Annotated in this window: 22 protein-coding genes; 17 read left to right on the top strand and 5 right to left on the bottom strand. The window is 37.0% G+C overall.

Annotated features, from left to right (window positions below; all coding sequences use genetic code 11):
* The first annotated feature begins 30 nt into the window (after positions 1-30).
* From rsmH to MP477_RS05680, 17 genes are all read left to right on the top strand, one after another.
* Positions 31-924, top strand: a complete 894-nt coding sequence (gene rsmH / locus MP477_RS05760) for a 16S rRNA (cytosine(1402)-N(4))-methyltransferase RsmH (RefSeq protein ID WP_230032930.1) — start codon at positions 31-33, stop codon at positions 922-924.
* A gap of 98 nt (positions 925-1,022) precedes the next feature.
* Complete coding sequence (locus tag MP477_RS05755) at positions 1,023-1,388, top strand: FtsL-like putative cell division protein (RefSeq protein ID WP_230032932.1); 366 nt, start codon at positions 1,023-1,025, stop codon at positions 1,386-1,388.
* Complete coding sequence (locus MP477_RS05750; RefSeq protein WP_230032943.1) at positions 1,372-3,363, top strand: penicillin-binding transpeptidase domain-containing protein; 1,992 nt, start codon at positions 1,372-1,374, stop codon at positions 3,361-3,363. The genes MP477_RS05755 and MP477_RS05750 overlap by 17 nt, the downstream gene beginning before the upstream one ends.
* 63 nt (positions 3,364-3,426) lie before the next feature.
* Positions 3,427-4,887, top strand: coding sequence for a UDP-N-acetylmuramoyl-L-alanyl-D-glutamate--2,6-diaminopimelate ligase (locus MP477_RS05745; protein ID WP_257189553.1), 1,461 nt, complete (start codon positions 3,427-3,429; stop codon positions 4,885-4,887).
* A 41-nt stretch (positions 4,888-4,928) separates the two neighbouring features.
* On the top strand, positions 4,929-5,306 hold the full coding sequence (locus MP477_RS05740; RefSeq protein WP_257189552.1) for a four helix bundle protein: 378 nt from the start codon (positions 4,929-4,931) through the stop codon (positions 5,304-5,306).
* 43 nt (positions 5,307-5,349) lie between these two features.
* Positions 5,350-6,591, top strand: coding sequence for a phospho-N-acetylmuramoyl-pentapeptide-transferase (mraY, locus tag MP477_RS05735; RefSeq protein WP_047489752.1), 1,242 nt, complete (start codon positions 5,350-5,352; stop codon positions 6,589-6,591).
* A gap of 86 nt (positions 6,592-6,677) precedes the next feature.
* A complete protein-coding gene (murD, locus tag MP477_RS05730; RefSeq protein WP_230032955.1) occupies positions 6,678-8,003 on the top strand; it encodes a UDP-N-acetylmuramoyl-L-alanine--D-glutamate ligase in 1,326 nt (441 codons plus the stop codon).
* A gap of 49 nt (positions 8,004-8,052) precedes the next feature.
* On the top strand, positions 8,053-9,291 hold the full coding sequence (locus tag MP477_RS05725; protein WP_230032957.1) for an FtsW/RodA/SpoVE family cell cycle protein: 1,239 nt from the start codon (positions 8,053-8,055) through the stop codon (positions 9,289-9,291).
* 49 nt (positions 9,292-9,340) lie between these two features.
* A complete protein-coding gene (gene murG, locus MP477_RS05720; protein ID WP_257189551.1) occupies positions 9,341-10,438 on the top strand; it encodes an undecaprenyldiphospho-muramoylpentapeptide beta-N-acetylglucosaminyltransferase in 1,098 nt (365 codons plus the stop codon).
* Positions 10,439-10,509: 71 nt separating this feature from the next.
* Positions 10,510-11,868: a UDP-N-acetylmuramate--L-alanine ligase gene (gene murC / locus MP477_RS05715; RefSeq protein ID WP_257189550.1), complete on the top strand. Its 1,359-nt coding sequence runs from the start codon at positions 10,510-10,512 to the stop codon at positions 11,866-11,868.
* Between the two features lie 77 nt (positions 11,869-11,945).
* Complete coding sequence (locus MP477_RS05710) at positions 11,946-12,323, top strand: GxxExxY protein (protein WP_257189549.1); 378 nt, start codon at positions 11,946-11,948, stop codon at positions 12,321-12,323.
* A 78-nt stretch (positions 12,324-12,401) separates the two neighbouring features.
* Positions 12,402-13,367, top strand: a complete 966-nt coding sequence (locus MP477_RS05705; RefSeq protein ID WP_257189547.1) for a cell division protein FtsQ/DivIB — start codon at positions 12,402-12,404, stop codon at positions 13,365-13,367.
* An 80-nt stretch (positions 13,368-13,447) separates the two neighbouring features.
* A complete protein-coding gene (gene ftsA / locus MP477_RS05700) occupies positions 13,448-14,833 on the top strand; it encodes a cell division protein FtsA (protein ID WP_257189546.1) in 1,386 nt (461 codons plus the stop codon).
* A gap of 77 nt (positions 14,834-14,910) precedes the next feature.
* Complete coding sequence (ftsZ, locus tag MP477_RS05695; RefSeq protein ID WP_230032972.1) at positions 14,911-16,824, top strand: cell division protein FtsZ; 1,914 nt, start codon at positions 14,911-14,913, stop codon at positions 16,822-16,824.
* Between the two features lie 96 nt (positions 16,825-16,920).
* Positions 16,921-17,367, top strand: coding sequence for a GatB/YqeY domain-containing protein (locus tag MP477_RS05690; RefSeq protein ID WP_230032973.1), 447 nt, complete (start codon positions 16,921-16,923; stop codon positions 17,365-17,367).
* A gap of 436 nt (positions 17,368-17,803) precedes the next feature.
* A complete protein-coding gene (locus MP477_RS05685; RefSeq protein WP_230032974.1) occupies positions 17,804-18,214 on the top strand; it encodes a BrxA/BrxB family bacilliredoxin in 411 nt (136 codons plus the stop codon).
* Between the two features lie 106 nt (positions 18,215-18,320).
* A complete protein-coding gene (locus MP477_RS05680) occupies positions 18,321-19,835 on the top strand; it encodes a GH3 auxin-responsive promoter family protein (protein WP_257189545.1) in 1,515 nt (504 codons plus the stop codon).
* A gap of 56 nt (positions 19,836-19,891) precedes the next feature.
* Here MP477_RS05680 and MP477_RS05675 read toward each other — a convergent pair whose 3' ends face one another.
* The 5 genes from MP477_RS05675 to MP477_RS05655 form a co-directional block, all read right to left on the bottom strand.
* Positions 19,892-20,305, bottom strand: a complete 414-nt coding sequence (locus MP477_RS05675; protein ID WP_230032976.1) for a hypothetical protein — start codon at positions 20,303-20,305, stop codon at positions 19,892-19,894.
* A gap of 28 nt (positions 20,306-20,333) precedes the next feature.
* Positions 20,334-20,702 (bottom strand): hypothetical protein, encoded by a 369-nt coding sequence (locus MP477_RS05670; protein WP_257189544.1) that lies wholly within the window; start codon positions 20,700-20,702, stop codon positions 20,334-20,336.
* Between the two features lie 4 nt (positions 20,703-20,706).
* Entirely contained in the window at positions 20,707-21,678 is a 972-nt protein-coding gene (locus tag MP477_RS05665) for an endonuclease/exonuclease/phosphatase family protein (protein WP_230032978.1), read from the bottom strand.
* Positions 21,679-21,751: 73 nt separating this feature from the next.
* Positions 21,752-22,747, bottom strand: a complete 996-nt coding sequence (locus tag MP477_RS05660) for an endonuclease/exonuclease/phosphatase family protein (protein WP_257189543.1) — start codon at positions 22,745-22,747, stop codon at positions 21,752-21,754.
* Positions 22,748-22,756: 9 nt separating this feature from the next.
* A complete protein-coding gene (locus MP477_RS05655) occupies positions 22,757-23,512 on the bottom strand; it encodes a rhomboid family intramembrane serine protease (RefSeq protein WP_257189542.1) in 756 nt (251 codons plus the stop codon).
* Positions 23,513-23,514: the final 2 nt, after the last annotated feature.

Here is a 23,514-nt window from a genome sequence, read left to right as displayed (position 1 = left end):
TTAGTATATTTTAATAAAACACAATTAAGCATGTATCATAACCCCGTTTTGTTGAAGCAGAGTGTAGATGATTTGGTGACGAATCCTGACGGAATCTATGTAGACTGCACCTTTGGAGGAGGTGGCCACTCAAGGGAAATCCTAAGCAGACTTTCTGAAAAAGGAAAACTGTTTAGTTTTGACCAGGACCTGGATGCACTTAAAAATACAATTGATGACCCAAGATTTACATTAGTTAATCAGAATTTCAGATTTCTGGAAAACTCATTATTAATGTATGGAGCTCCTCAGGTTGATGGTGTTTTGGCAGACTTAGGTGTTTCATCTCACCAATTCGATGAAGCAGACAGAGGTTTTTCTACCAGAAGTAATGCTCCTTTGGACATGAGAATGAATGTTATGCAGAATCTGGATGCCAAAAGAGTGATCAATGAATATGAAGAAGCAGAGCTTGCCGATCTTTTTTACCATTACGGAGAATTAAGAGAAGCCAGAAAACTGGCAAGAGAAATCGTTCATCACAGAAAAACAAAAACCATAGAAACCACAGAGGATCTGAAAAAGCTTTTCAGCTATATCCCTCCTCATAAGGTCAATAAATTCTATGCACAGCTTTTTCAGGCGATAAGAATTGAAGTCAACCAGGAACTGGAGGTTTTAAAAGAAATGCTGGTTCAGGCTTACAATGTTTTAAAACCGGAAGGAAGATTAGTTGTTATTTCTTACCATTCTCTGGAAGACCGTCTGGTAAAAAGATTCCTGAAAAATGGAATGTTTGAAGGAGAACCGGCAAGAGATATCTACGGAAATTATAAAAAGGCATTTGAACTGATCAAGAGTAAAGCGATTATCCCCGATGAAAAGGAGATTGAAGAAAACTCAAGAGCAAGAAGTGCAAAAATGAGAACTGGAATAAAAGTATAAAAATAGTGAATGGTTAATGGTCAGTTTTAATAAAATAAACATTCAGCCATTAACAAACAAAGTGGATTCACTGCGAAGCAAATTGACATAATAATAATTTGGCAAAAAGAACAACAAATCGCCCACAGAAGAAGCTCACCTTTATAGATATTATAAAAGGAAACTTCCTCAACCGTGATGAAATAAAAATACATTACCGGTATTTCTTATTGTTGTTTGTGCTGATGATGGCCATGATTTACAGCAATCATCTCGTCAACAAGAAAATTAAGATTGTCAATGCCTTAAAGGAAGAAACAGAAGAATATAAATCGAGAAATGCTTACGCCCAGAGTAAGCTGATCAAAGTAAAAATGGAATCGGAACTGGGGAAAGAAGTCGCAAGGGACTCATTAATGACCCTCGAAAATCATCCTCATAAATTGCTAATAAAACTGGACAGTACAGATGCAAAAGCAAAATGAATACGACAATAAACGTAAAAAAACGTTAAGATGGGGCTACCTCTTCGCAGTGGTGGCTTTGTGCGTGTTTGTAATGTTCTTGGCAAGGATCGTAATCCTCCAAAACACTAATGTTCAGGAAATTAAAGACGATTACATCAATAAAAACTACCGTGAAGCCACTTTAAAAGCGGCACGCGGAAATCTATTTGCCTCCGACGGCTCTATCCTCGCTACAACTGTAATGCGTTATGATATTTATCTTGACTTCAAAACGATGAAAGATACTATCTACAGCAACAATATCGGGGCACTCACAGATTCTTTAAGCAAAATGTTCGGAAAGTCCAGAGGAGAATTCAGACAGAAATTTGACGAACAGAAGAAAAAGAAAAACCAATATTATACCTTGGTAAAGGGGCTTGATTTTGACCAGTACGACAGGATCAGAAACTTCCCGATCTTCAAAAGAGGTAAAAATAAAGGGGGCTTTATCGTTGACAGAAACTACAAGAGAGAGCTTGCTACCTCAGAAATCGGTTCAGGAACGATTGGTATGGATAACGGAGAACTTAAATCCGGGCTTGAAGGAGCCTTCTCAAAATATTTAACAGGAACAGACGGAAAGAGGCTGGAGCAAAGAATTAATTCTTCCCAGTGGAAACCGATTGACTTCTGGAAAGTTCAGGAACCCGTAGACGGCGAAGATGTTTACACTACGTTAGATCTTAGAATTCAAGATATTGCACACTCTGCACTGGAGAAACAGTTGATTCACTTTGAGGCTAAACATGGCACCGTAATCGTCATGGAAGTGGAAACAGGAAAAGTACGTGCACTCGTTAATTTAAGAAGAACAGAATCAGGAGAGTATGAGGATTCTTACAACTATGCACTGAAAGACAATATCGAACCGGGGTCTACCTTTAAGACCATTTCTCTTCTAGCCGCAATGGATGACGGCTTTATTGATGAAAATACAACTGTAAACGTAGGAAACGGAGTCTGGACGTATGCAAAACAAAGAATTTCAGACGGGCATGGTGGAGGAACTTATGACATTAGTGATGTTTTAGCTAAATCCAGTAACGTGGGAACCTCAAAACTGATTACAAAATACTATGCTGAAAAGCCGCAGATTTTCCTTGATCATTTAAAACGTTGGAAATTATTCGACAAAATGGACATTGAACTTCCGGGAATCACAAAACCGAAAATTGTAACGCCACAAAACAAAAGATGGAATGCCGCAACATTAGCTTCTATCTCTTACGGATACTCTTCAAACATCAATCTGCTGCAGTTAACCACTTTCTATAACGGGGTTGCCAATGGTGGTAAAATGCTTAAACCTTTATTCATCGACAAAATTATGAAAGATGGAAAGGTAATGTATAATGCAAAACCCGAAGTAATGGTCAATAAAATGGCTTCAGAAAAAGCGATTAAAATGATGACCAATGCCCTAACCAAAGCTGTAGAAAAAGGGACAGGTAGAAGTATCTTCACCCCGAACCTTAAAATGGCCGGAAAAACAGGGACTGCAAGGTTTGAATACTGGCTTCCAGGACCTATGAAATACAGGGCTTCATTCGCGGGATTCTATCCCGCAGACGCACCAAAATATACATGCTATGTAATGGTAAGTGAGCCCAATACCTCCATAGGATTTTACGGAGGACCTGTAGCCGCACCGGTGTTTAAAGAAATTGCAGGAAAAACATTCCTGAAAACACCTCAAAATATTGAAAAAGAAATGCTGGTGGACAAAAAGGTGAACCTTAATAAAATGGTGGAACCTAATGTAAAAGTAGCCGTAAATAATAAACAAATGCCTAATGTAGTCGGATTAATTGGTAAAAATATAATCCCGCAACTGGAGAATTTAGGATACCGTGTAGACTATAAGGGAGTGGGAAGGATAAAAGAACAATTCCCATTAGAAGGTACAACAATCAGTAAGAACCAGAGAATTTATTTGTCTCTGCAACATTAAATAGAAACAGAGTCCCAAAGGGACGATTTAACAAAAGATAGGATGAAATCCTGTTGATAAAAAATGACAGTAACAGAATTAGTAAACAGAATCCCAGTAATAGAAATCCACGGTGATAACAACCGTGAGGTTAAGGAATTGGTGTTCGACAGCAGAAAGATTACAGAAAACGCTCTTTACATAGCTATAAGAGGAACAGTGGTGGATGGTCACTCATTCATCAGATCCGCTATTGAAAAAGGGGCCACCACAATCGTCTGCGAGGAGTTTCCTGAAGTATTGGCTGAAAATGTAACTTATATAAAAGTAAAAGACGCTTCTAAAGCTTTAGGTCACTTTGCTTCTAATTTCTATGGAAATCCTTCTCAGAAACTGAAACTGGTAGGCGTTACAGGAACCAATGGTAAAACTTCTGTTTCCACCCTTCTTTTTGATGTTTTCAAAAACCTGGGTTATGATGCTGCTTTATTGTCAACTGTTGAGATCAGAATTGGAGAAGAAATCATTCCGGCAACCCATACGACCCCGGATGTGATTACTATTAATAAAATTTTAGCCGACGCCGTTGAAAAAGGATGTGAATTTGCCTTTATGGAAGTAAGTTCCCACGGAATTGCTCAAAACAGAATTGAAGGCTTACATTTCAAAGTGGCAGGTTTTACTAATCTTAGCCATGATCATTTAGATTACCATAAAACATTCGAAGAATATTTAAAAACAAAAAAAAGATTCTTTGATCAATTAGAAGATACCGCTATTGCCATCACAAATGTAGATGACAAGAATGGCACTGTAATGCTTCAGAATACAAAGGCACAGAAGAAATCTTATGCTTTGAAAACAATGGCAGACTATCACGGGAAAATCTTAGAAGTAGATTTCAACGGAATGCTGCTGAATTTTAACGGAAAAGAATTCTGGACAACGCTGACTGGGAAATTCAATGTCTACAATCTGCTGCTTGTTTTCGGAATTGCACAAGAGCTTGGTTTTGAACAGGATGAGATCCTTCAGGCGATCAGTACATTAAAAAGAGTTTCCGGAAGATTTGAAACCTTCAAATCAGATGGTGGAATCTTCTTTATCGTAGATTATGCTCACACTCCGGACGCATTGGAAAATATCCTGGACAGCATTAACGATATCAGAACAAAAAATGAAAGATTAATCACTGTTTTTGGCTGTGGTGGTGACAGAGATCACTCCAAAAGACCTGAAATGGGAAATATCGCGACTAAAAAATCAACATTGGCTATCATCACCTCAGACAATCCGAGGACTGAAGAGCCAGGACAGATTATAAAAGAAATTGAAGCAGGTGTTGAATCTCAAAACTTCAGCAAATACACTTCAATTCCCGACAGAAGGGAAGCTATAAAAATGGCTATAAAGTTTGCAGAACCTAAAGATATTATTTTAGTTGCCGGAAAAGGCCACGAAAATTATCAGGAGATTAATGGTGTAAAACATCATTTTGATGACAAAGAAGTAATTAATGAGCTTTGGAAATTAATGAGTAAATAAATTGAAAGATTGAATTTATTTAAAGATTTAAAAATTTGATAATGACAAAGAATTTTGAAAATTTCCCTGTATATATCAAAAGTTTAGATCTTATTGAAAAAGTCTATATATTCCTTCAAAATCAAAGTTTTGAAAAAGAATTTGAATTTAACAACCAGATAAAAAGAGCGAGTTTTTCTATTAGTAATAATATTGCGGAAGGCTCTGAATATAATAACAACAGACAATTTATTAGATATTTAAAAATTGCAAAAGGCAGCTGTGCTGAAGTTAAAAGCATGCTGATTGTAAGTAAAAGATTAAAATTAGGTGACGAAAGAAAAGCTGAAGAAATTATTGCCCTTTCAAGAGAAGTTTCTTCAAACATATCAAAATTCATTAAATATTTAAGTGAAAATATTGAGAAGCCCAATCTTTAAATCTTTAAATAAATTAAATTTTTAAATAATAAAAAACAGAAACATGCTATACTATCTATACGAATATTTAACCAACCATGGAATCCATGTTCCGGGATTAGGAATGTTGAAATACATCTCCTTCCGTGCCGGAATGGCTGTACTTTTGTCTTTGATTATTGCTCTTGTTTATGGAAAAAGAGTCATCAACTACCTGAGAACAAAACAAATGGGAGAACTGGTACGTGACCTTGGGTTAGATGGCCAGAAACAAAAAGAAGGTACTCCTACCATGGGAGGTCTTATCATCATTCTGGCAACCATTATTCCCGTATTACTGTTTACAAGAATTACCAATGTTTATATTGTCCTGTTATTGGTTTCAATGTTCTGGATGGGAGCCATTGGTTTCCTCGATGATTATTTAAAGAAAATCAAGAAAAATAAAGACGGGCTGAGCGGTAAGTTCAAAATTGTAGGCCAGGTTGGATTAGGATTAATTGTGGGGGTTACCATGTATTTCCACCCTGATATCACCGTTAAAAGAAAATACGCTGATGCAAAAGTAGTCAACAGAAACAATGTAGAGCAAAACTTTATGCCTACTGAAAAAATTACTGTTTCCACCGTACCTTTTGCAAAAAACAACGAGTTCGATTACAGCGGAATTTTGTTTTGGATGAATGATAAAGATGCCCACGAATGGGCATGGGTTGTCTTTATCCCTATCGTCATCTTCATTGTAACCGCCGTTTCAAACGGAGCCAACATCACTGACGGAATAGATGGTCTCGCAGCAGGAACAAGTGTGGTCATACTCCTCACGCTGGCCCTTTTCGCCTACCTTTCCGGGAACATCATCTTTGCAGATTATCTCAATATCATGTTCCTCCCGAATATGGGTGAAACCACCATTTTTGCCGTTGCGATGGTAGGAGCGGTTATTGGATTTTTCTGGTACAATACTTACCCCGCACAGGTCTTTATGGGAGATACCGGAAGCTTAATGCTGGGCGGAGTTATTGCCGTTTTAGCTATTATTTTAAGAAAAGAATTATTGATTCCCGTATTATGTGGAATCTTCTTAATTGAAAACCTGTCTGTTATGCTTCAGGTAGTTGTTTTCAAATACAGAAAGAAAAAATATGGGCTGGAATATGCCCAAAACAATAGACTATTCAAAATGTCACCATTACACCACCATTATCAGAAAGATGGCTTCCACGAAAGCAAAATCGTGAACAGAATGATCATCATCGGTGTAATACTGGCTATTGTATGTCTGATCACCTTAAAAATGAGATAAATATTGTCAAGCGTAGAAAGTATTAATCTTAAAAAACCAGATTACATTAATACATTTTTACATTGTGCATTTTACAAAAAAAGAATATGAAAATAGTTGTTTTAGGAGGAGGAGAAAGCGGATGTGGAGCTGCATATTTGGCTAAAAAGAAAGGTTTGGAAGTGTTTCTTTCAGACAAAGGAGTCATTAAAGATAATTACAAGCAGTTTCTTACCGAAAATGAAATTGAATTTGAAGAAGGATCGCACGACGAAGAAAGAATTCTCAATGCAGACTGGATCGTAAAAAGCCCGGGAATTCCTAAAAAGGCTGAGATTATCTATAAAATTCATGAGAAAGGAATAAGACTTTCTTCTGAAATTGAATTTGCTTCTGAATTTACAGACGCAAAGATCATTGCTATTACCGGAAGCAACGGAAAAACAACTACTACCTCTCTGATCTACTATATCCTGAAAAATGACGGATTAAATGTAGGATTGGGAGGAAATATCGGATACAGTTTCGCCAAACAGGTGGCCGATGAAAATTATGAATATTATGTTCTGGAAGTAAGCTCTTTCCAGTTGGATGATATCCAGAACTTCAGACCTTATATTTCTTTATTGCTGAATTTATCCCAGGACCACCTGGATCAGTATAACTACAATTATGAAGAATATGCATTGGCAAAATTCAGAATTGCTGAAAATCAGGAAAATGACAACTTCTTCATCTATAATAAAGATGATGAAATGAGCAAAAACCTTCTTGAAAAGCTTGAAATAAAAGCCAAGATGATTCCTTTCTCAACAAAAGAAAAATTAACGGAAGGGGGTTTCATCAACGATGACAGCATTGTAGTAAAAGTAAAAGATGATTTCTCAATGAAAATTGAAGAATTATCTCTGATGGGAAACCATAACGTTGCCAACAGCTTAGCAGCATCAATTGCCGGTAAGATATTGAAAATCAACAATGAAAGCATAAGAAACTCATTAATGACTTTCCAGGCGGTAGAGCACAGACTGGAGTTTGTTTCTGAAATTGATGGCGTTAAATACATCAATGACAGTAAGGCAACCAACGTCAATGCCACATACTACGCTTTGGAAAGTATGAAAACCCCAACCGTATGGATTGTGGGCGGATTGGATAAAGGAAATGACTATACCGAAATTGAGGATTTAGTTAAGAAAAAAGTAAAAGCAATTGTTTGCTTAGGAATCGACAATAAGAAGATTATAGATTTCTTTAAAGATAAAAAAGAATTTATTTATGATACTTCAAGCATGGAAAAAGCAGTGGAAATATCAAAATCACTGGCCAAAAAAGGCGATACCGTCCTTCTGTCTCCATGCTGCGCAAGCTTTGATTTGTTCAAAAGCTATGAAGACAGAGGAAACCAGTTTAAAGAGCAGGTATTAAAATAAAATGTAGGCAGTACAAAATACATGGTACTTTATACATCAAGACAATATTATGGACGAACAGAACACAGAAAGCAGATTTGAATTTCTAAAGGGCGATAAAGTACTTTGGATGGTCATTCTTGTGATCTCCATTTTCTCTATTTTCCCCGTATACTCTGCTAGTTCAAATCTGGAATACATCGTTAATAACGGGACCACTACAGGCCACGTTATCAAACATATGTTCTTTGTAGTCTTAGGATTAGGAATCATGAGACTGGCAGGAACCGTAAAATATGAATACATCGGAAAGCTCAGCAGTATTTTACTCGGCCTGATGGTTGTTTTATTGGTTGTCACCATGTTTACCGGTCAGACCATTGATGGAGCCAGTGCCTCAAGATGGCTGAAAATTCCCGGAACACCTATCTCATTCCAGCCGTCATCATTTGCCTTTTTAATGCTGATTATCTATTTGTGCCGGTATTTAACAAAAAAGATAACAAGAGAAAGACTGCCCATAGAAAATATCATGTATATTTTCGGACCTATTCTTCTTGTTTTTGTACTCGTTGCGAAAGATAACGGATCTACAGCATTAATGATCTTAATGGTTTCTGTAGTTGTTCTGGTCATCGGACAGCTTCACTGGAAGTATATTGCAGGCTTTATTTCAGCTTCATTTGTGGCTATAGTATTATTTCTGCTGATTGCCTTAAATACCAATATGATTGGAGGAAACCGTGTTCATACATGGATGAGCCGTGTAGAGACCTTTACATCAAGCAAGGCAAAATCAACAGATACCGATGATGAAAGTGTAAAAGCCAAAAATTATCAGGTAATGCAGGCAAAGGCAGCCATCGTACACGGTGGAATTACCGGAATGGGACCTGGAAAAAGTGCATTAAAACAAATGCTACCACAGTCTGCCTCCGACTTTATCTTTGCCGTTATTGTAGAAGAATATGGTGTCATTGGGGCCGCTTTCCTGATCAGCCTTTATCTCATCATGATGATAAGGATTGTAATGATAGCCAGCAAGATGCCGGCATTCTTCGGATCATTGCTGGTCCTCAGTCTCGGAGTAATGATTTTTATACAGCTCGCCGTAAATATTGCCGTAGCTGTGAATCTGATCCCCGTAACAGGACAGCCTCTGCCACTAATAAGCTACGGAGGAACCTCCATGCTCGTTACCTACCTGCAGCTAGGAATTATTCTGAATATAAGCTCTAGAATACAGATTTATGATGAGGAAGGAATGGGCAAAAAACAAAGCATAGCAGAAATAAACGATATTGCGTAATGTCATTGCGAGGAGCGAAAGCGACGAAGCAATCTCAAAATTTATATAAATGAACAAAAAATTAAAAATAGTATTATCAGGCGGAGGAACAGGAGGACATATCTTCCCGGCTATCGCTATTGCTGATGAAATCAGAAAAAGATTTCCTGATGCAGAATTTTTGTTCATTGGAGCCAACGGAAAAATGGAAATGGAAAAAGTTCCGCAGGCTGGCTATACAATAGAAGGAATTGATATCGCCGGAATCGACAGAGGGAATCTATTATCCAATTTGGGACTACCTTTCAAAATTCTGAAAAGCTTATCCCGCTCCAAAAAAATAATCAAAGCCTTTGCTCCTGATTTTGCAGTGGGAACCGGAGGATTTGCCAGCGGCCCTGCCCTTTATGAAGCAAGTAAAATGGGAATTCCCATCTTCATACAGGAACAGAATGCCCATGCAGGAGTAACCAATAAAATTTTAAGTAAGAAAGCCAAAGCCGTTTTTACAGCCTATCCAAAAGTAGAAGGTTTTCCGGCAGAAAAAATAAAATTCCTGGGCAATCCGATCCGCTCGGCTATTATTTCAGGAATGCAGGAAACAGCTCAGGCAAAAGAAAAAATGGGATTGAATAAAGACAAACTTACCATTCTATCTGTGGGAGGTTCTTTAGGATCTAGAACATTAAATAATGCCTGGAAATCTCATTTAAATGAAATTGTAAACAAAGATTATCAGCTGATCTGGCAAACAGGTAAGCTTGATTATAAAGATATTATAGATGAAACAAAGAATGTGGACACCAGAAATATTCAGATCCTTGAATTTATCAAAGATATGGAGCTGGCCTATTCTGCAGCAGACATTATTGTTTCCAGGGCCGGAGCAATCGCCATATCAGAACTGGCAGTAGCACAAAAACCGGTGCTGTTGGTTCCTTTCCCTTTTGCAGCGGAAGACCATCAAACAAAAAATGCCATGAACCTGGTTGAAAAAAATGCCGCCAGAATGGTAAAAGACTCGGAAATGCAGGAAAAATTCTGGAATGTTTTATCAGAGATCTGCGAAAATGAAAGTGTAAGAAAAGAAATGTCTGACAACATGAAATATTTTGCAAAGCCTAATGCTGCAAAAGAGATTGTAGACGAAATATTTAATAAACTGTAAAAAGTAAAAGGTACAATGTAAAAACTGAGAAAAATACATTATACTTTGTACATACTACATTAAGACAAAAAATGAAGAAATTAGAAACATATCAGAATTTTTACTTCGTTGGGATCGGAGGTATCGGAATGAGTGCTCTCGCACGCTATTTCCATGCATCCGGTAAAAAGGTACTGGGATATGATAAAACCAATACCAAACTTACTCAGAATCTGATGAATGAAGGTATTGATATTGTTTTTGAAGACCTTACTGATGAACGAATAAACTCCCTTAAAAAAGAAGATACACTGGTTATCTATACTCCGGCTATTAAAATACTTGGGATTTTGGATTATTTTAACCAAAATCAGTTTGAAGTATTGAAACGGGCTAAAGTTTTGGGACTGATTACAGAAAATACAGATTGTATCGCCGTAGCAGGAACACATGGAAAGACCACAACATCTACCCTTGTGGCACATTTGTGCAAAGAAGCAGATCTGCCTTTCTCATGCTTTTTAGGAGGGATTTCTGAAAATTTTAAATCCAACTTCCTGTACAATGGCTCTACCTATTCTGTAGTAGAAGCTGATGAATATGACCGAAGCTTCCTGAACCTGTCTCCGGACTGGGCCGTAGTAACCTCTACAGATGCAGACCATCTGGATATTTATGGTGATAAAAGCCATATTGAAGAAGGCTTCAGACAGTTTGCAGCATTGGTTCCCGAAGATAAAAAACTCTTTGTAAGAAAAGGGATAGAAATCGGCAGAGGACATCAGACTTATGCTGTGAATGAACCGGCTGATTATTATTCAGACAACCTGCGTATGGATCATGATAAGATCTATTTTGATTTTCATACCCCAACAGAAACAGTAAAAGATTTCGTCTGGGAAATCCCGGGAATACATAATGTGGAAAATGCTACTGTAGCATTGGCTATTCTTCACAATTTGGGCGCAGATTTTGATACGCTGAAAAAGGCAATTGCCAATTTTAAAGGAATTAAGAGAAGATATACCAAACATTTTTATCAAAACGGCAAAATATATATTGATGATTATGCCCACCATCCTACAGAAACAAATGCTGTAATAAGCTCTATCAGAACATTTTACCCTGATAAAAAGCTATTGGTTGTCTTCCAGCCGCACCTGTTCAGCAGAACAAGAGATTTTGCAGACGGATTTGCGGAAAGCCTGAGCCAGGCAGATGAATTGATTTTGCTGGATATTTATCCCGCAAGAGAACTTCAGGAAAACTTTGAAGGTGTCACGTCAAACTGGCTGCTGGAAAAAGTACATTTAGAAAAGAAAGAAGTATCGGCTTTATCCGCTGCTTTTGAAAAAATAAAAGAAAAGGATTTTGATATCCTTCTTACAGTAGGCGCAGGAAATATTGATACCCTGTATGATCCTATCTGTGAGTGGTTAACCAAAATTTGAGCGTAACGCAATGCACGCGGAGAAAATAAAAGTTCGTTCGCAAAGGCGTTTCACTCAGCAAAAAAAACACAAAATGTATGATAGAAAATGAAATTTCAGGAATTGTTTTCGATGCTGGAATAAAAATACATCGTACGCTTGGAATTGGCCTTTATGAAAAAGTATATGAAGAATGTTTAATCTATGAGTTGAAAAGTAGAGGATTAAATGTAGAAAGTCAGAAAAGTATTGACATAGAATATGAAGAATTAAAAATTCCTAAAGCATTCAGAGTAGATTTATTAATTGAAAACAAAGTAATAATTGAAATAAAAGCAATACCGGAAATCAATGATTATCATTTTTTCCAGCTTTTAAATTATTTGAGAATAACAAACATAAAGCTGGGAATGATCTTAAATTTTCATTCTATGTTATTTAAAAATGGAGTAAAACGAGTTGTAAATAAATTATGAATAAGCCGTCGCTGAGTGAAACGCCTTTGCGAACAAAAAAATAAAATCCTTTGCGCCTATAGCGTTTAAAGAAAAAATATGAAAAATAAGTACAGAATATTAAAAATTGTTGTCACCGTAATCATCCTTGGGTTGTTACTGAGTTTCTCATTGAAGAGATTCGGAAATCAGCAGATTACCGACAGTAAAATTTCTGTAAAAATGAGTGAAAAAACTCCGGTTTACTTTGTTGACGAAAAAGATATCCGGGAGATTGTAAAAAAAGAAAACCCATCGGGAAAGGTAGGTGAACTTAATATTCCTTCACTGGAAAAAAAAATCAATGCTCTGCCAGCCGTAGACAGCGCCAATGTTTATTTAAACTTAAATGGGAAGCTTAATCTGGATATTAAGCAGAGAGTTCCTGTCTTCAGGCTAAATAAAGATGGAAAAGACTTTTATGTAGATGAAAAAGGAATCGAGTTTCCTATTTCAAGAACCTATTCTCATCCCTGCATGCTGGTAACAGGTAATATTCAGCCCGATGAATATGAAAAACTGGCAGAGCTGGTGGAAAAAATTGATAAAGATGATTTCAGTAAGAAGTATTTTATTGGAATTTCAAAATATAAGGACAGCTATAATCTCCTGACAAGTGAGGGGAATTATAGAGTGGAAATTGGTGATTTAGATAATATAGATTTTAAAGTAAAAGGATTTAAAACTTTTGTGGAAAAATACCTGGTATATCAGGACCCTCAAAAATACAGCATGGTTTCTGTAAAATACCAGAACCAGATTGTAACCACTTTAAATCCTTATTTCAAAGAAAACGACAGTCTTCTGAAAGCTGGAAAGCTGGAACTGGCAAAAGCACCATCGCTAACGGCTATCGCTAAAAAAACGGACGCTAAACCCAAAATAGCTGAACTAAAAAAAACGAACTCAACAAAACCAAAGGAAAGCACAAAACCTAAAACACAGGCAAAGAAAAAAACAGAGAAAAAAACACAGGCTCCGGTACCGTCCAAGCCTAAGCCCAAATCAAAGGTGAAAATAGAATAAAAAGTCCCAAAGGACGATTTAACACAAAATAGGAGATATCCTATAATGGAAAAAGTAGAAAAAATCAAATCGATATAAAAATGGAAAATCAAGAGTATTCAGTAGGTCTGGACATCGGAACAACAAAGATTGTTGCGATTGTCGGAAGACGGAATGCACATGGGAAAATAGAAGTTCTCGGTGTAGGAAAAGCTAAAAGTCTTGGTGTTCATAAAGGAATTGTGAACAACATTTCACAAACCATTAATTCAATCAAGGCTGCAGTATCCGAAGCACAATCCAGTGCAGGAGTTCCTATCCGTAAAGTAACGGTAGGTATTGCAGGAAAACACATACGTTCTCTGCAGCACTCCGATTATATTATGCGTGAACATCCGGATAAATTTATTACAGATGATGACATTGAAGCATTAAAAGATCAGGTCAAGAAGCTGGTAATGCTTCCTGGAGAAGAAATAATCCATGTACTTCCTCAAGAATATAAAGTGGATTCCGAAGGTGAAATTCAGGAACCTGTCGGTATGCACGGAAAACGTTTAGAAGCGAACTTCCATGTTGTAGTAGGTCAGATGGGAAGCATCCGAAATATTGCAAGATGCGTCCGTGAAGCCGGGCTGGAAATGGAAGCCCTTACTTTGGAGCCACTAGCATCGTCAGAAGCTGTTCTTACCAAAGAAGAAAAAGAAGCTGGTGTAGCCATTGTTGACATTGGTGGTGGTACTACCGATATTGCTATTTTTAAAGATAATATCATTCGCCATACATGTGTTATTCCTTACGGAGGCGGAATTATTACAGAAGATATCAAAGAAGGCTGTTCAATTATTGAAAAACATGCAGAACAACTGAAAGTAAAATTCGGTTCGGCTGTTCCCGAATTGGAAAAAGACAGTACTTTTGTAACCATTCCCGGGCTTCACGGAAGACCGGATAAAGAAATTTCTTTAAAAACTTTGGCACAGATTATCAATGCAAGAGTGGAAGAAGTCCTGGAAATGGTAAACACAGAGCTGAAGGCTTATGGTGCTTTTGAACAAAAGAAAAAGCTAATTGCCGGAATTGTTCTTACAGGTGGTGGTTCCAATTTGAAACACCTTCGTCAGCTTGCCAATTATACCACAGGTTTCGACAGCAGAATCGGTTTTGCCAATGAATATATTGCGAACGATAAAAATCAGTATCTGAAAGGCCCTGAATTTGCTACTTCTATCGGGTTATTGATGGAAAGTTTAAAAATCAGGGATAAAAAACAGACCGCTGACGAAATGGAAGAAGTTGCCCATGAACAGCCTCAGGCTGAAAAAGCAGCTCCCCTGGCAGAAACTGTTCAACAGGTTCAGCCTCAGGCAGCAAGCATTCAGGAGCAGGCTGTAGCCAACGAACAGCGGGAAAACAGAAGGGCAAAACTGACTTTTGGACAGTCGCTTATGGAAAAAGTAAAAAAATTCTTTGAAGAAGTAGAATAAGTTATAAATGATAGATGATAATGATAAATGATTTATCAACCATCACTCATCATTCATCAATTGTAAAAAAAATAGTTATGGAAAATATAGGTACACAAGGATTTTCATTTGATTTACCAAAAGGAAATTCATCGATCATAAAAGTAATCGGTGTAGGAGGCGGAGGAAACAACGCCCTGAAACACATGTACGAAAAAGGAATTCACGGGGTAGATTTCGTGGTCTGTAATACGGATGCTCAAACTCTAGATAATAACCCTGTTGCTAATAAAGTTCAGCTAGGAACTACCATTACAGAAGGTCTCGGAGCCGGTGCTGACCCTGAGGTTGGAGAAAAGTCTGCAATAGAAAGTATTGAAGACATCAAAGCAGCTATGGGACAGAACACTAAAATGGTGTTTATTACTGCCGGAATGGGCGGTGGTACAGGTACTGGAGCAGCTCCTGTCATTGCTAAAGTAGCAAAAGATATGGGGATTCTTACGGTAGGTATCGTTACGGTTCCTTTTAGTTTTGAAGGAAAAAGAAGGCTGGACCAGGCTGAAAACGGTCTTGACAAATTAAAAAATAACGTTGACTCATTAATTGTGATCAACAATGATAAACTAAGACAGCAGTTCGGAAACCTTGGATTCAAACAGGGGTTCTCAAAAGCTGATGAAGTGTTAGCCAATGCCGCAAAAGGAATGGCAGAAGTTATTACCGGTTATTTTGATGTAAACATTGACTTTAGAGATGCTAAATCAGTGCTTCAAAACTCCGGTACGGCTCTTATGTCTACGGGTACAGCTTCAGGTGAAAACAAAGCTGAAGAAGCGGTAAGAAAAGCCCTTGATTCTCCGTTATTAAATGACAATAAGATTACCGGTGCCAAAAATGTATTATTGCTGATCAGAAGTGGTGCAGAAGAAGTTACCATGGATGAAATCGGAATCATTATGGACCATATCCAGAAAGAAGCTGGAAACACAGCTGATATCATCTTTGGGGTGGGTGCTGATGAAGAATTAGGCGATGCTGTAAGTGTTCTTGTGATTGCTACAGGGTTTTCTAATGACAACAAGAAATTTGCAGGTCCTACAGAAAAGATCAGAATCAGTCTTAATGACAATTATGAATCTCAAAAATCTTCTCCTTTTAAAACAAGAGAAGAAAGAGAATCTGCTCCAGAAGCGTCTCATGATTTCAGCAGAAAAAATCTTTTTAGATTAGATGATGAAGACCACGATACTCCACAGTTCGGGGCTACATCTATTGAAAAAAAAATGATTATTGAAGAGGAGGAGATTAAAACAGAGATAAAATTTACTGACAGACAGCAAGAAACGCTGAACACTCCTGAGCAAAACTGGAGAAATGAAGAGGAAAATGATCAGGATGGCTTCAGCTTATTTTCAATTGATGACGAGAATGAAGATCCAAACGATTTGGAAATCCAGTCTTTCTCTTTTGATTTTGAAAATAAAAAAGAGGAGCCTCAGTCTGGAAGTACGTTTAACAATTCTTTTTCAGAGGAAAAACCTGTTGAGTTCAATTTCTTTGTCAATGAATCCAACAGAACGGAGCCAAAGACAGATTTTGGACAGCCTAAAGCGGAATTTAACGCACCTGCCAGTGCTGTAGCTGAACCTGCACAGAAAATTGAAACGTTCTTCCAGAAAGAAGAAACCAAAGCAGAAACAAAGCCTGCATTTGAAAGTAAGGCAGAAATTGAAACTCCAAAATCTGAAGAATCAGAATTCACTTTCGTGAATAAAGCGGTGGATCAGGAAAGAGTTTTTGAAAGAAGAAATAAATTAAAAGAATTCAATTCCCGTTATCAAAGTTTTGACAGCACCAGTGAATTTGAATCTATTCCAGCTTTCAAAAGAAAAAATATTTCTATTGACGGAACCAATGCATCAGACCAGAATATCAACACATACCTGTCTGATAACAATGGCTCTATGCAGATTAAAGAAAACAGGTTTTTAAATAAAGACGTAGACTAAATAATATAACAATATAGAAGTGTACCAATGTAACAATCTTTACCGCTATCAATTATTGGTAAACTGTTACATTGATACATTGTTAAATTTGAAACCATGAGTTTAGAAAATATAATTAGCGAAGCTATAAAAACAGCTATGAGAGAGAAAGACAGAGTCGCTTTGGATTCTCTCCGTGCTGTAAAATCTCAAATTCTTCTTCTGAAAACTGAAGCCAGAGGTGCTGAAGTTTCTGCAGAACAGGAAATTGCGATTCTTCAGAGAATGATCAAACAGCGTAAAGATTCTTTTGAACAGTTTACTGCTCAGAACAGACAGGATCTGGCAGAAGTAGAGGAAGCACAGATGAAGGTCATTGAGAAATTTTTACCTAAACAACTTTCTCCTGAAGAACTAGAAGCAGAAATTAAAACTATTATTTCTGAAACCGGAGCCGAGTCTATTAAGGATTTAGGGAAGGTAATGGGAACTGCTTCAAAAGCATTAGCCGGAAAATCTGACGGAAAAAGTATTTCCGAGATGGTTAAAAAGCTTCTTTCATAACGGGATTCGGTTTCGGGTTATCCCGATCTCGCAAACGTATTCTCACAACTAAAGGATATTCAACCTTTGCATATCGATTTGATTAAAGAATCCCGGGACTTTACAGTCCCGGGATTCATTTTTGGATATTTAAGTTTATTATTCAGTTCAAATTAAACTGAAAAAAAGAATATTTAACTGCGGTTTATGCCGAGTTAAATAATTTGTTAGCCTGAGGGAAAGCTGCAATTGTTTTTTTCATGGTCGTTTGTTTTTTCAGAATCATTTCAAATTTAATAAATATATTTTATTATTCCTATTTTAAATTCAATTATTTTTAAATATTGTTGAAATATTAATATTACATTAATTTTATATGACTAATCCAGCGATAGTTATTATATATTGATCAAACGTAAAGAATTGTTTAACTTTGTATCGATAAAAAACAAAATATATGTATCCAACAGATTTAGTAATGCCTATGAAGGCTGAACTTACAGATAAAGGTTTCCAGGATTTAACTTCTCCTTCTCAGGTAGAAGAAGCTTTAAAGCAATCGGGAACTACACTATTAGTAATCAATTCAGTGTGCGGATGTGCTGCAGGAGCAGCAAGACCTGGCGTGGTATACTCTTTAACAGGAGATAAAAAGCCTGACCACTTAACAACTGTTTTTGCGGGATTTGATACTGAAGCTGTAGCAGAAGCAAGAAAACACCTTGCTCCATTCCCACCAAGCTCTCCTTGTGTTGCTCTTTTCAAAGACGGAGAATTAGTTCATATGCTGGAAAGACACCACATCGAAGGGAACCCTGCAGGGGCTATTGCCGCTAACCTTCAGGCTGCTTATGATGAGTATTGCTAAGAAACAAATAAGCTAAAAAGCAAACCGTTACAAAATATGTGACGGTTTTTTTATTTAACATCATAAAAAATTTTCTGAAAAATCAAATATTATTATATTTGTTGGAATGGCAACCAAGGCACTTTTTAATACTGTAGTCAACTGGTTTATCCGTCAAAGGATAGATCAGATACAAAATTTCATGGATCATCCCATTGAAACACAGAAGGGCATATTATTTTCCCAACTGTTTCATGCAGAAGATACGGAATACGGTAAACTACATGGATTCAATTCTATTTCGAGTTATCAGGACTTTAAGAATAAAGTTCCGATCGTCACCTATGAAGATTTTGAACCTTATATTGAAAAAGCAAGGCAGGGGCATAAAGATGTAAGCTGGCCAGGCCTCATTAAACATTTTGCCAAGTCTTCGGGAACCACCAATGCAAAAAGTAAATTTATTCCTATTTCAGCAGAAAGTCTTGAGTACTGCCATATGAAAGCAGGAAAAGATATGGTTTCTATTTACGCAAACAACCATCCTGAAAACCAGCTTTTCACCAATAAAAACCTTCGTTTGGGGGGAAGCTCAGAGCTCTATGCTGATTTTAACACCAAGTTTGGTGATCTGTCTGCCATTCTTATTGACAATCTTCCTTTTTGGGTTGAAATTACAACCACCCCAAGTAAGAAAGTTTCTCTGATGTCTGAATGGGAAAGTAAATTAAAAGCCATTACCTCAGAAGTGAAAAATGAAGATGTAGGCAGCATTCTTGGAGTACCGAGCTGGATGATGGTTCTTCTGCAGAGAGTATTGAAGGAAACAGAGGTCGGCAGTATCTCGGAGCTATGGCCTAATTTGGAGGTGTTTTTTCACGGCGGAATCAGTTTCAAGCCCTATCGGGAGCAGTACCGCAATATCATCGGAAAAAACATCAATTACTACGAAATATACAATGCTTCTGAAGGCTTCTTCGGTATCCAGGACAGATCAGACAGTGATGAAATGCTTCTTATGCTTGATTATGGCATCTTTTATGAGTTTATTCCAATGGACCAGTTTCATTTTTCCAATCCGAAAGTGGTGAACCTCGAAGATGTTGAAATTGGTAAAAACTATGCCATGGTGATTACAACCAATGGTGGATTATGGAGATATTTGATTGGCGATACGGTAGTCTTCACGTCTGTTAATCCTTTCAGAATAAAAATAACGGGACGAACGAAACATTATATCAATGCGTTTGGCGAAGAACTGATGATTACGAATGTAGAATCTGCACTTTCTAGAGCTTGTGAAGCTACGGGTGCTCAGGTTACCGATTTTACAGGCGCCCCTGTTTTCATGAAAGAAAATGAAAGCGGCGCTCATGAATGGATCTTTGAGTTCAGCCATTATCCCGATAACTTAGACCTGTTTGTTGATGCTTTTGATCAGCATCTGAAGACCATCAATTCGGATTATGAAGCTAAAAGATACAACAATATAACCCTGAAAAGACCGGTAGTTCACATTGCCAAGCACAACTTATTTTATCACTGGCTGGAATCTAAAGGAAAGCTTGGAGGGCAGAATAAAGTACCAAGACTGAGCAATGACAGAGAATATATAGATCCGTTATTGGAACTTAATAAGTAGATTTTTTTTCAGGAGAAGATACAGCATAAAAAAACCGCAGTAAACTGCGGTTTTTGTTATTTACTTAAATCTTCTTTTACTTTTTTGGCAGCGTCTTCAACTTTTGAGGCTCCTTGTCTTGCAGCATCTTTTGCATCTTTTCCTGCTTCCTGCACCCCGCTTTTTATATCCTTTCCTACCTTATTAAGGTCCTGTTTGGTCTTGTCAGCTGTTGCATCAATCTTATCTTTCGCTTTCTGAGCTGCGTTATCAATCTTATTTCCAGCTTCATCCACCTTTGTTTTAATGTCTTCTTTTGTCTTATTGACTTTTGAGCTGTCAACAATATCAGAAGGGGTTTCTGTGGTGGTAGTTGTAGTGGTGGTAACTGATCCGTCAGGATTTTCTACCTGTTCAGTTTTCTTTGTCGATTTTGTGCATGCTATTGTGAATACTGAGATCACTAATGCTGCTAAGATACTTTTTTTCATATTGTATACTTTAAATAAATGATGTTTATTATTCGGTTTTGGTTTTGGTATCGGATGCAGATGATGTTTCTGAAACTTTCTGTTTCTTTTCAGCATCTGTTTTTTTCTTCTCTTCTTCCAGCATCTTTTTGGCTTCCTTATCCAGCTCTTCTTTAAGTTTCTTTTCTTCTTCCTGAAGCTTTCTAACCTGTTTTACGGAGTCCAGATACTGTGGAGAAGACATTTTTATCTTTCTGGCAATATCTACAGAAACGGCACCCGTAGAAAATGAATCTATTGCCGTTGTATCATACTGTATTTTAACTTCCTGTTCATTACTAAAGCCCGCAGATTCTTTTTTGGAACATGCGATGAACAGAATAATAAAAACAAAAGCAGCAAACCCTAAATTTTTCATGGAACTAATTTAGCAGAAATTCTGCAATTACAGGATAATGATCCGATAATTTCACAGATTGATCTACTTTATAGCTTAGAGGAATAATTGATTTTGAAGTAAAGATATAATCTATTCGCAAAGGTACCTTATAGTCATGAAAACTACTTGCACTTCCTTTTCCCGCAACCAAAAAGGCATCCTGAAGATCTTTCCCTAAATTATAATATTCATAAGAATTGGGAACAGAGTTAAAATCTCCTGCTAAAATAACAGGATAGGGAGATAAATCTATTATCTTTCTTATTTTCTTAACCTGATCTTCATGGGCTTGAAAAGTAGGAATCATGTGGGATAGAAGAGCGGATATATTTCCGGCACCAAAAGCATCAAGCTTCGTAAACATTGATTTATGAAGTCGGAAGGGTTCCAGGTATACATTGACAATCCGTACAATTTTTCCATTGATATCTATATCTGCATAGAAAGAATTGCCTCTTGCTTTCTCTTCAATAATTTCAGCCTGACGTACTATTTTATGTTTCGTTTTAAGGATAACCGAAGGATATTTTACAAGATCCTGTCTTAATTCACGGTTGGTATCTTTCTCCTGAACCAGGATAATATCTGCATTTTGCTCTTTAATATAATTTTTCACCTTATCCCATCCATAATCTCCATATTTTACATTAAAGGTTAAAACCTTGATATCTCTTATGGTCTTTACATTCTCTACTTTTGGAGAAAAATTAACCCATCTTCTTATTGGGTTATAGAATAGAAAAATTCCTAAAGCAAAAGCTATTGCCACTTTTTGCTTCTTAAAAATCCATACCACTGTAAGAATAATATACGCGAACATCAGATATGGAAAACCCAGAGAAAGAAGATTAAGGTTCCCAAAAATATTTGGAGGAACCCATGCATTTCCCAACGTGCATAGCAATAAAACAGCAATAACAATATGTATAAATAGCAGTATCTGGTTCGGCTTCATGAAAAAATGGTCTTGGTACGTATTTTTTTAAGCAAAAACCCTACCAAGCACCCATATTTAACTTTTTTTATGATTATTTACTACCTGAAGAAAACTCAGAAATGACAGGATAATGGTCTGAAAAACTGACAGAACGGTCCACTGCATAGGAAACAGCCTTCACAGACGGAGAAGAAAAAATGTAATCAATCCTTATAGGAAATTTATAATCATGGAAGCTGGTAGCACTTCCTTTTCCGGCATTCACAAATGCATCTTCAAGTCCGGATGACAGGTGGTAATACTCATAAGAATTGGGAACCGAATTAAAATCTCCTGCCAGGATCACAGGATATGGTGAGCTTTCAACAGCATTTTTAATAAGCTCAACCTGTTTTTGATGGATTTTAAAAGTAGGAATAAGCCTTTTTACAATATCCTTCATCTTTTGCTCATTGGCATCAGAATTTCCGTTAAGGGTCACCATCTCTCTTTCAAACTTAAAAGGATGAAGATAAACATCAATAAACCGGTATACTTTCCCTTTTATCTCGATATCAGCCTGTATTGCCGGTGGAATTTCACTTTTTTCCGGAAAATCAAGTTCTTTACTATCCAGCACCTTGTGTTGTGTAAGGATCGTTCCCACTCCCGAAAAATTCACTCTTTTATAATCTTCAAGGTATGGAAAATCTCCTCCTCTGCCTTCCTGTAAAAGTATGACATCTGCTTCCTGAGATTTTAGATACTTTCCGATATCCTCTTTTCCCATAATTCCTCCCTTCACGTTAAAGGAAACTATTTTAATATCTGCTTTCTCTTCTTTATCAGAAGAAAAATTAATGATCCTTTGTATCGGACTGATAAAAACCAATCCCACCAGCATGAATACAAAAGCCCTCTTTTTCCAGCTGAATATCCAAAAAACAGTCATCAGAATATAGGCAATCATCAGGATAGGAAACCCTAACGAGAGCAAATTAAACCATGGAAATATCTTAGGCGGAACATAGGCATTCAGTAAAGAAGCCAATAAAAGGAACAAAATTCCTACGTGCAGAATCAGTACTATAAGTCGAAAAATCTTCACAAAGCAGCTTTAATTAAATCTGTATAAATGTTTTCTCCAGTTTCTGGCCAATAACCATCCTACCAAAGCTCCTCCAACGTGAGCTAAATGGGCAATACCTCCTCCATTTCCTGAAACACCAAGATATATGGAAACAACAACAATAATAGGCAGTAAATACTTTACCTTAATAGGAACAGGAATAAACATTATTCCAATTTTCGAATCCGGATATAATGTGGCAAATGCCGCCACTACTCCAAAAATTGCACCGGAAGCCCCCATCATACGTGATTTTAATAACCCATAATACTCACTTGATAATGCCAGCCCCTCAGCTGTTGTGGCACTAATTCTCTGATCTCCTGAATAATTGAGTGCCGCTTTAGGATAAATTTCCGAAGCATTTAATCCCAAACTTTGTAAACCTGAAATAATCTGTTGTGCTTCAACAAAATTCCAAAGGTTAAATAAGAAAAATGCACCTAACCCACTTGCAAAATACAATATCAGGTATTTTTTTTCTCCCAGTGTTTGTTCCAAAATTGGCCCAAAACTGAATAGAGTAAACATATTGAATAAAATATGCATCAGTCCGCCCGGCTCATTAAACGGAGCATGCATGAACATGTGCGTGATAACCTGCCAGGATTTAAAATTGGGAGAGAAAGGATAGAACCCCGAAAGTGTATCGTATAAATTAAAAAACAAGAAATTGGATATCAAATAAACAATAATATTAATAATGATAAGATTTCTTGTAATCGGTGGTATATTGTTAAACATTT

It is taken from the genome of Chryseobacterium sp. WG23 (assembly GCF_024586575.1).
Taxonomy (GTDB): Bacteria; Bacteroidota; Bacteroidia; order Flavobacteriales; family Weeksellaceae; genus Chryseobacterium.
This window is presented reverse-complemented; position numbering and strand designations above follow the sequence as displayed.

Bases quoted from the DNA above. Each gene is read 5' to 3' on its own strand.
- rsmH (WP_230032930.1), top strand. From the start codon at position 31: ATGTATCATAACCCCGTTTTGTTGAAGCAGAGTGTAGATGATTTGGTG.
- MP477_RS05750 (WP_230032943.1), top strand. From the start codon at position 1,372: ATGCAAAAGCAAAATGAATACGACAATAAACGTAAAAAAACGTTAAGA.
- MP477_RS05745 (WP_257189553.1), top strand. From the start codon at position 3,427: ATGACAGTAACAGAATTAGTAAACAGAATCCCAGTAATAGAAATCCAC.
- MP477_RS05740 (WP_257189552.1), top strand. From the start codon at position 4,929: ATGACAAAGAATTTTGAAAATTTCCCTGTATATATCAAAAGTTTAGAT.
- mraY (WP_047489752.1), top strand. From the start codon at position 5,350: ATGCTATACTATCTATACGAATATTTAACCAACCATGGAATCCATGTT.
- murD (WP_230032955.1), top strand. From the start codon at position 6,678: ATGAAAATAGTTGTTTTAGGAGGAGGAGAAAGCGGATGTGGAGCTGCA.
- MP477_RS05725 (WP_230032957.1), top strand. From the start codon at position 8,053: ATGGACGAACAGAACACAGAAAGCAGATTTGAATTTCTAAAGGGCGAT.
- murG (WP_257189551.1), top strand. From the start codon at position 9,341: ATGAACAAAAAATTAAAAATAGTATTATCAGGCGGAGGAACAGGAGGA.
- murC (WP_257189550.1), top strand. From the start codon at position 10,510: ATGAAGAAATTAGAAACATATCAGAATTTTTACTTCGTTGGGATCGGA.
- MP477_RS05710 (WP_257189549.1), top strand. From the start codon at position 11,946: ATGATAGAAAATGAAATTTCAGGAATTGTTTTCGATGCTGGAATAAAA.
- MP477_RS05705 (WP_257189547.1), top strand. From the start codon at position 12,402: ATGAAAAATAAGTACAGAATATTAAAAATTGTTGTCACCGTAATCATC.
- ftsA (WP_257189546.1), top strand. From the start codon at position 13,448: ATGGAAAATCAAGAGTATTCAGTAGGTCTGGACATCGGAACAACAAAG.
- ftsZ (WP_230032972.1), top strand. From the start codon at position 14,911: ATGGAAAATATAGGTACACAAGGATTTTCATTTGATTTACCAAAAGGA.
- MP477_RS05690 (WP_230032973.1), top strand. From the start codon at position 16,921: ATGAGTTTAGAAAATATAATTAGCGAAGCTATAAAAACAGCTATGAGA.
- MP477_RS05685 (WP_230032974.1), top strand. From the start codon at position 17,804: ATGTATCCAACAGATTTAGTAATGCCTATGAAGGCTGAACTTACAGAT.
- MP477_RS05680 (WP_257189545.1), top strand. From the start codon at position 18,321: ATGGCAACCAAGGCACTTTTTAATACTGTAGTCAACTGGTTTATCCGT.
- MP477_RS05675 (WP_230032976.1), bottom strand. From the start codon at position 20,305: ATGAAAAAAAGTATCTTAGCAGCATTAGTGATCTCAGTATTCACAATA.
- MP477_RS05670 (WP_257189544.1), bottom strand. From the start codon at position 20,702: ATGAAAAATTTAGGGTTTGCTGCTTTTGTTTTTATTATTCTGTTCATC.
- MP477_RS05665 (WP_230032978.1), bottom strand. From the start codon at position 21,678: ATGAAGCCGAACCAGATACTGCTATTTATACATATTGTTATTGCTGTT.
- MP477_RS05655 (WP_257189542.1), bottom strand. From the start codon at position 23,512: ATGTTTAACAATATACCACCGATTACAAGAAATCTTATCATTATTAAT.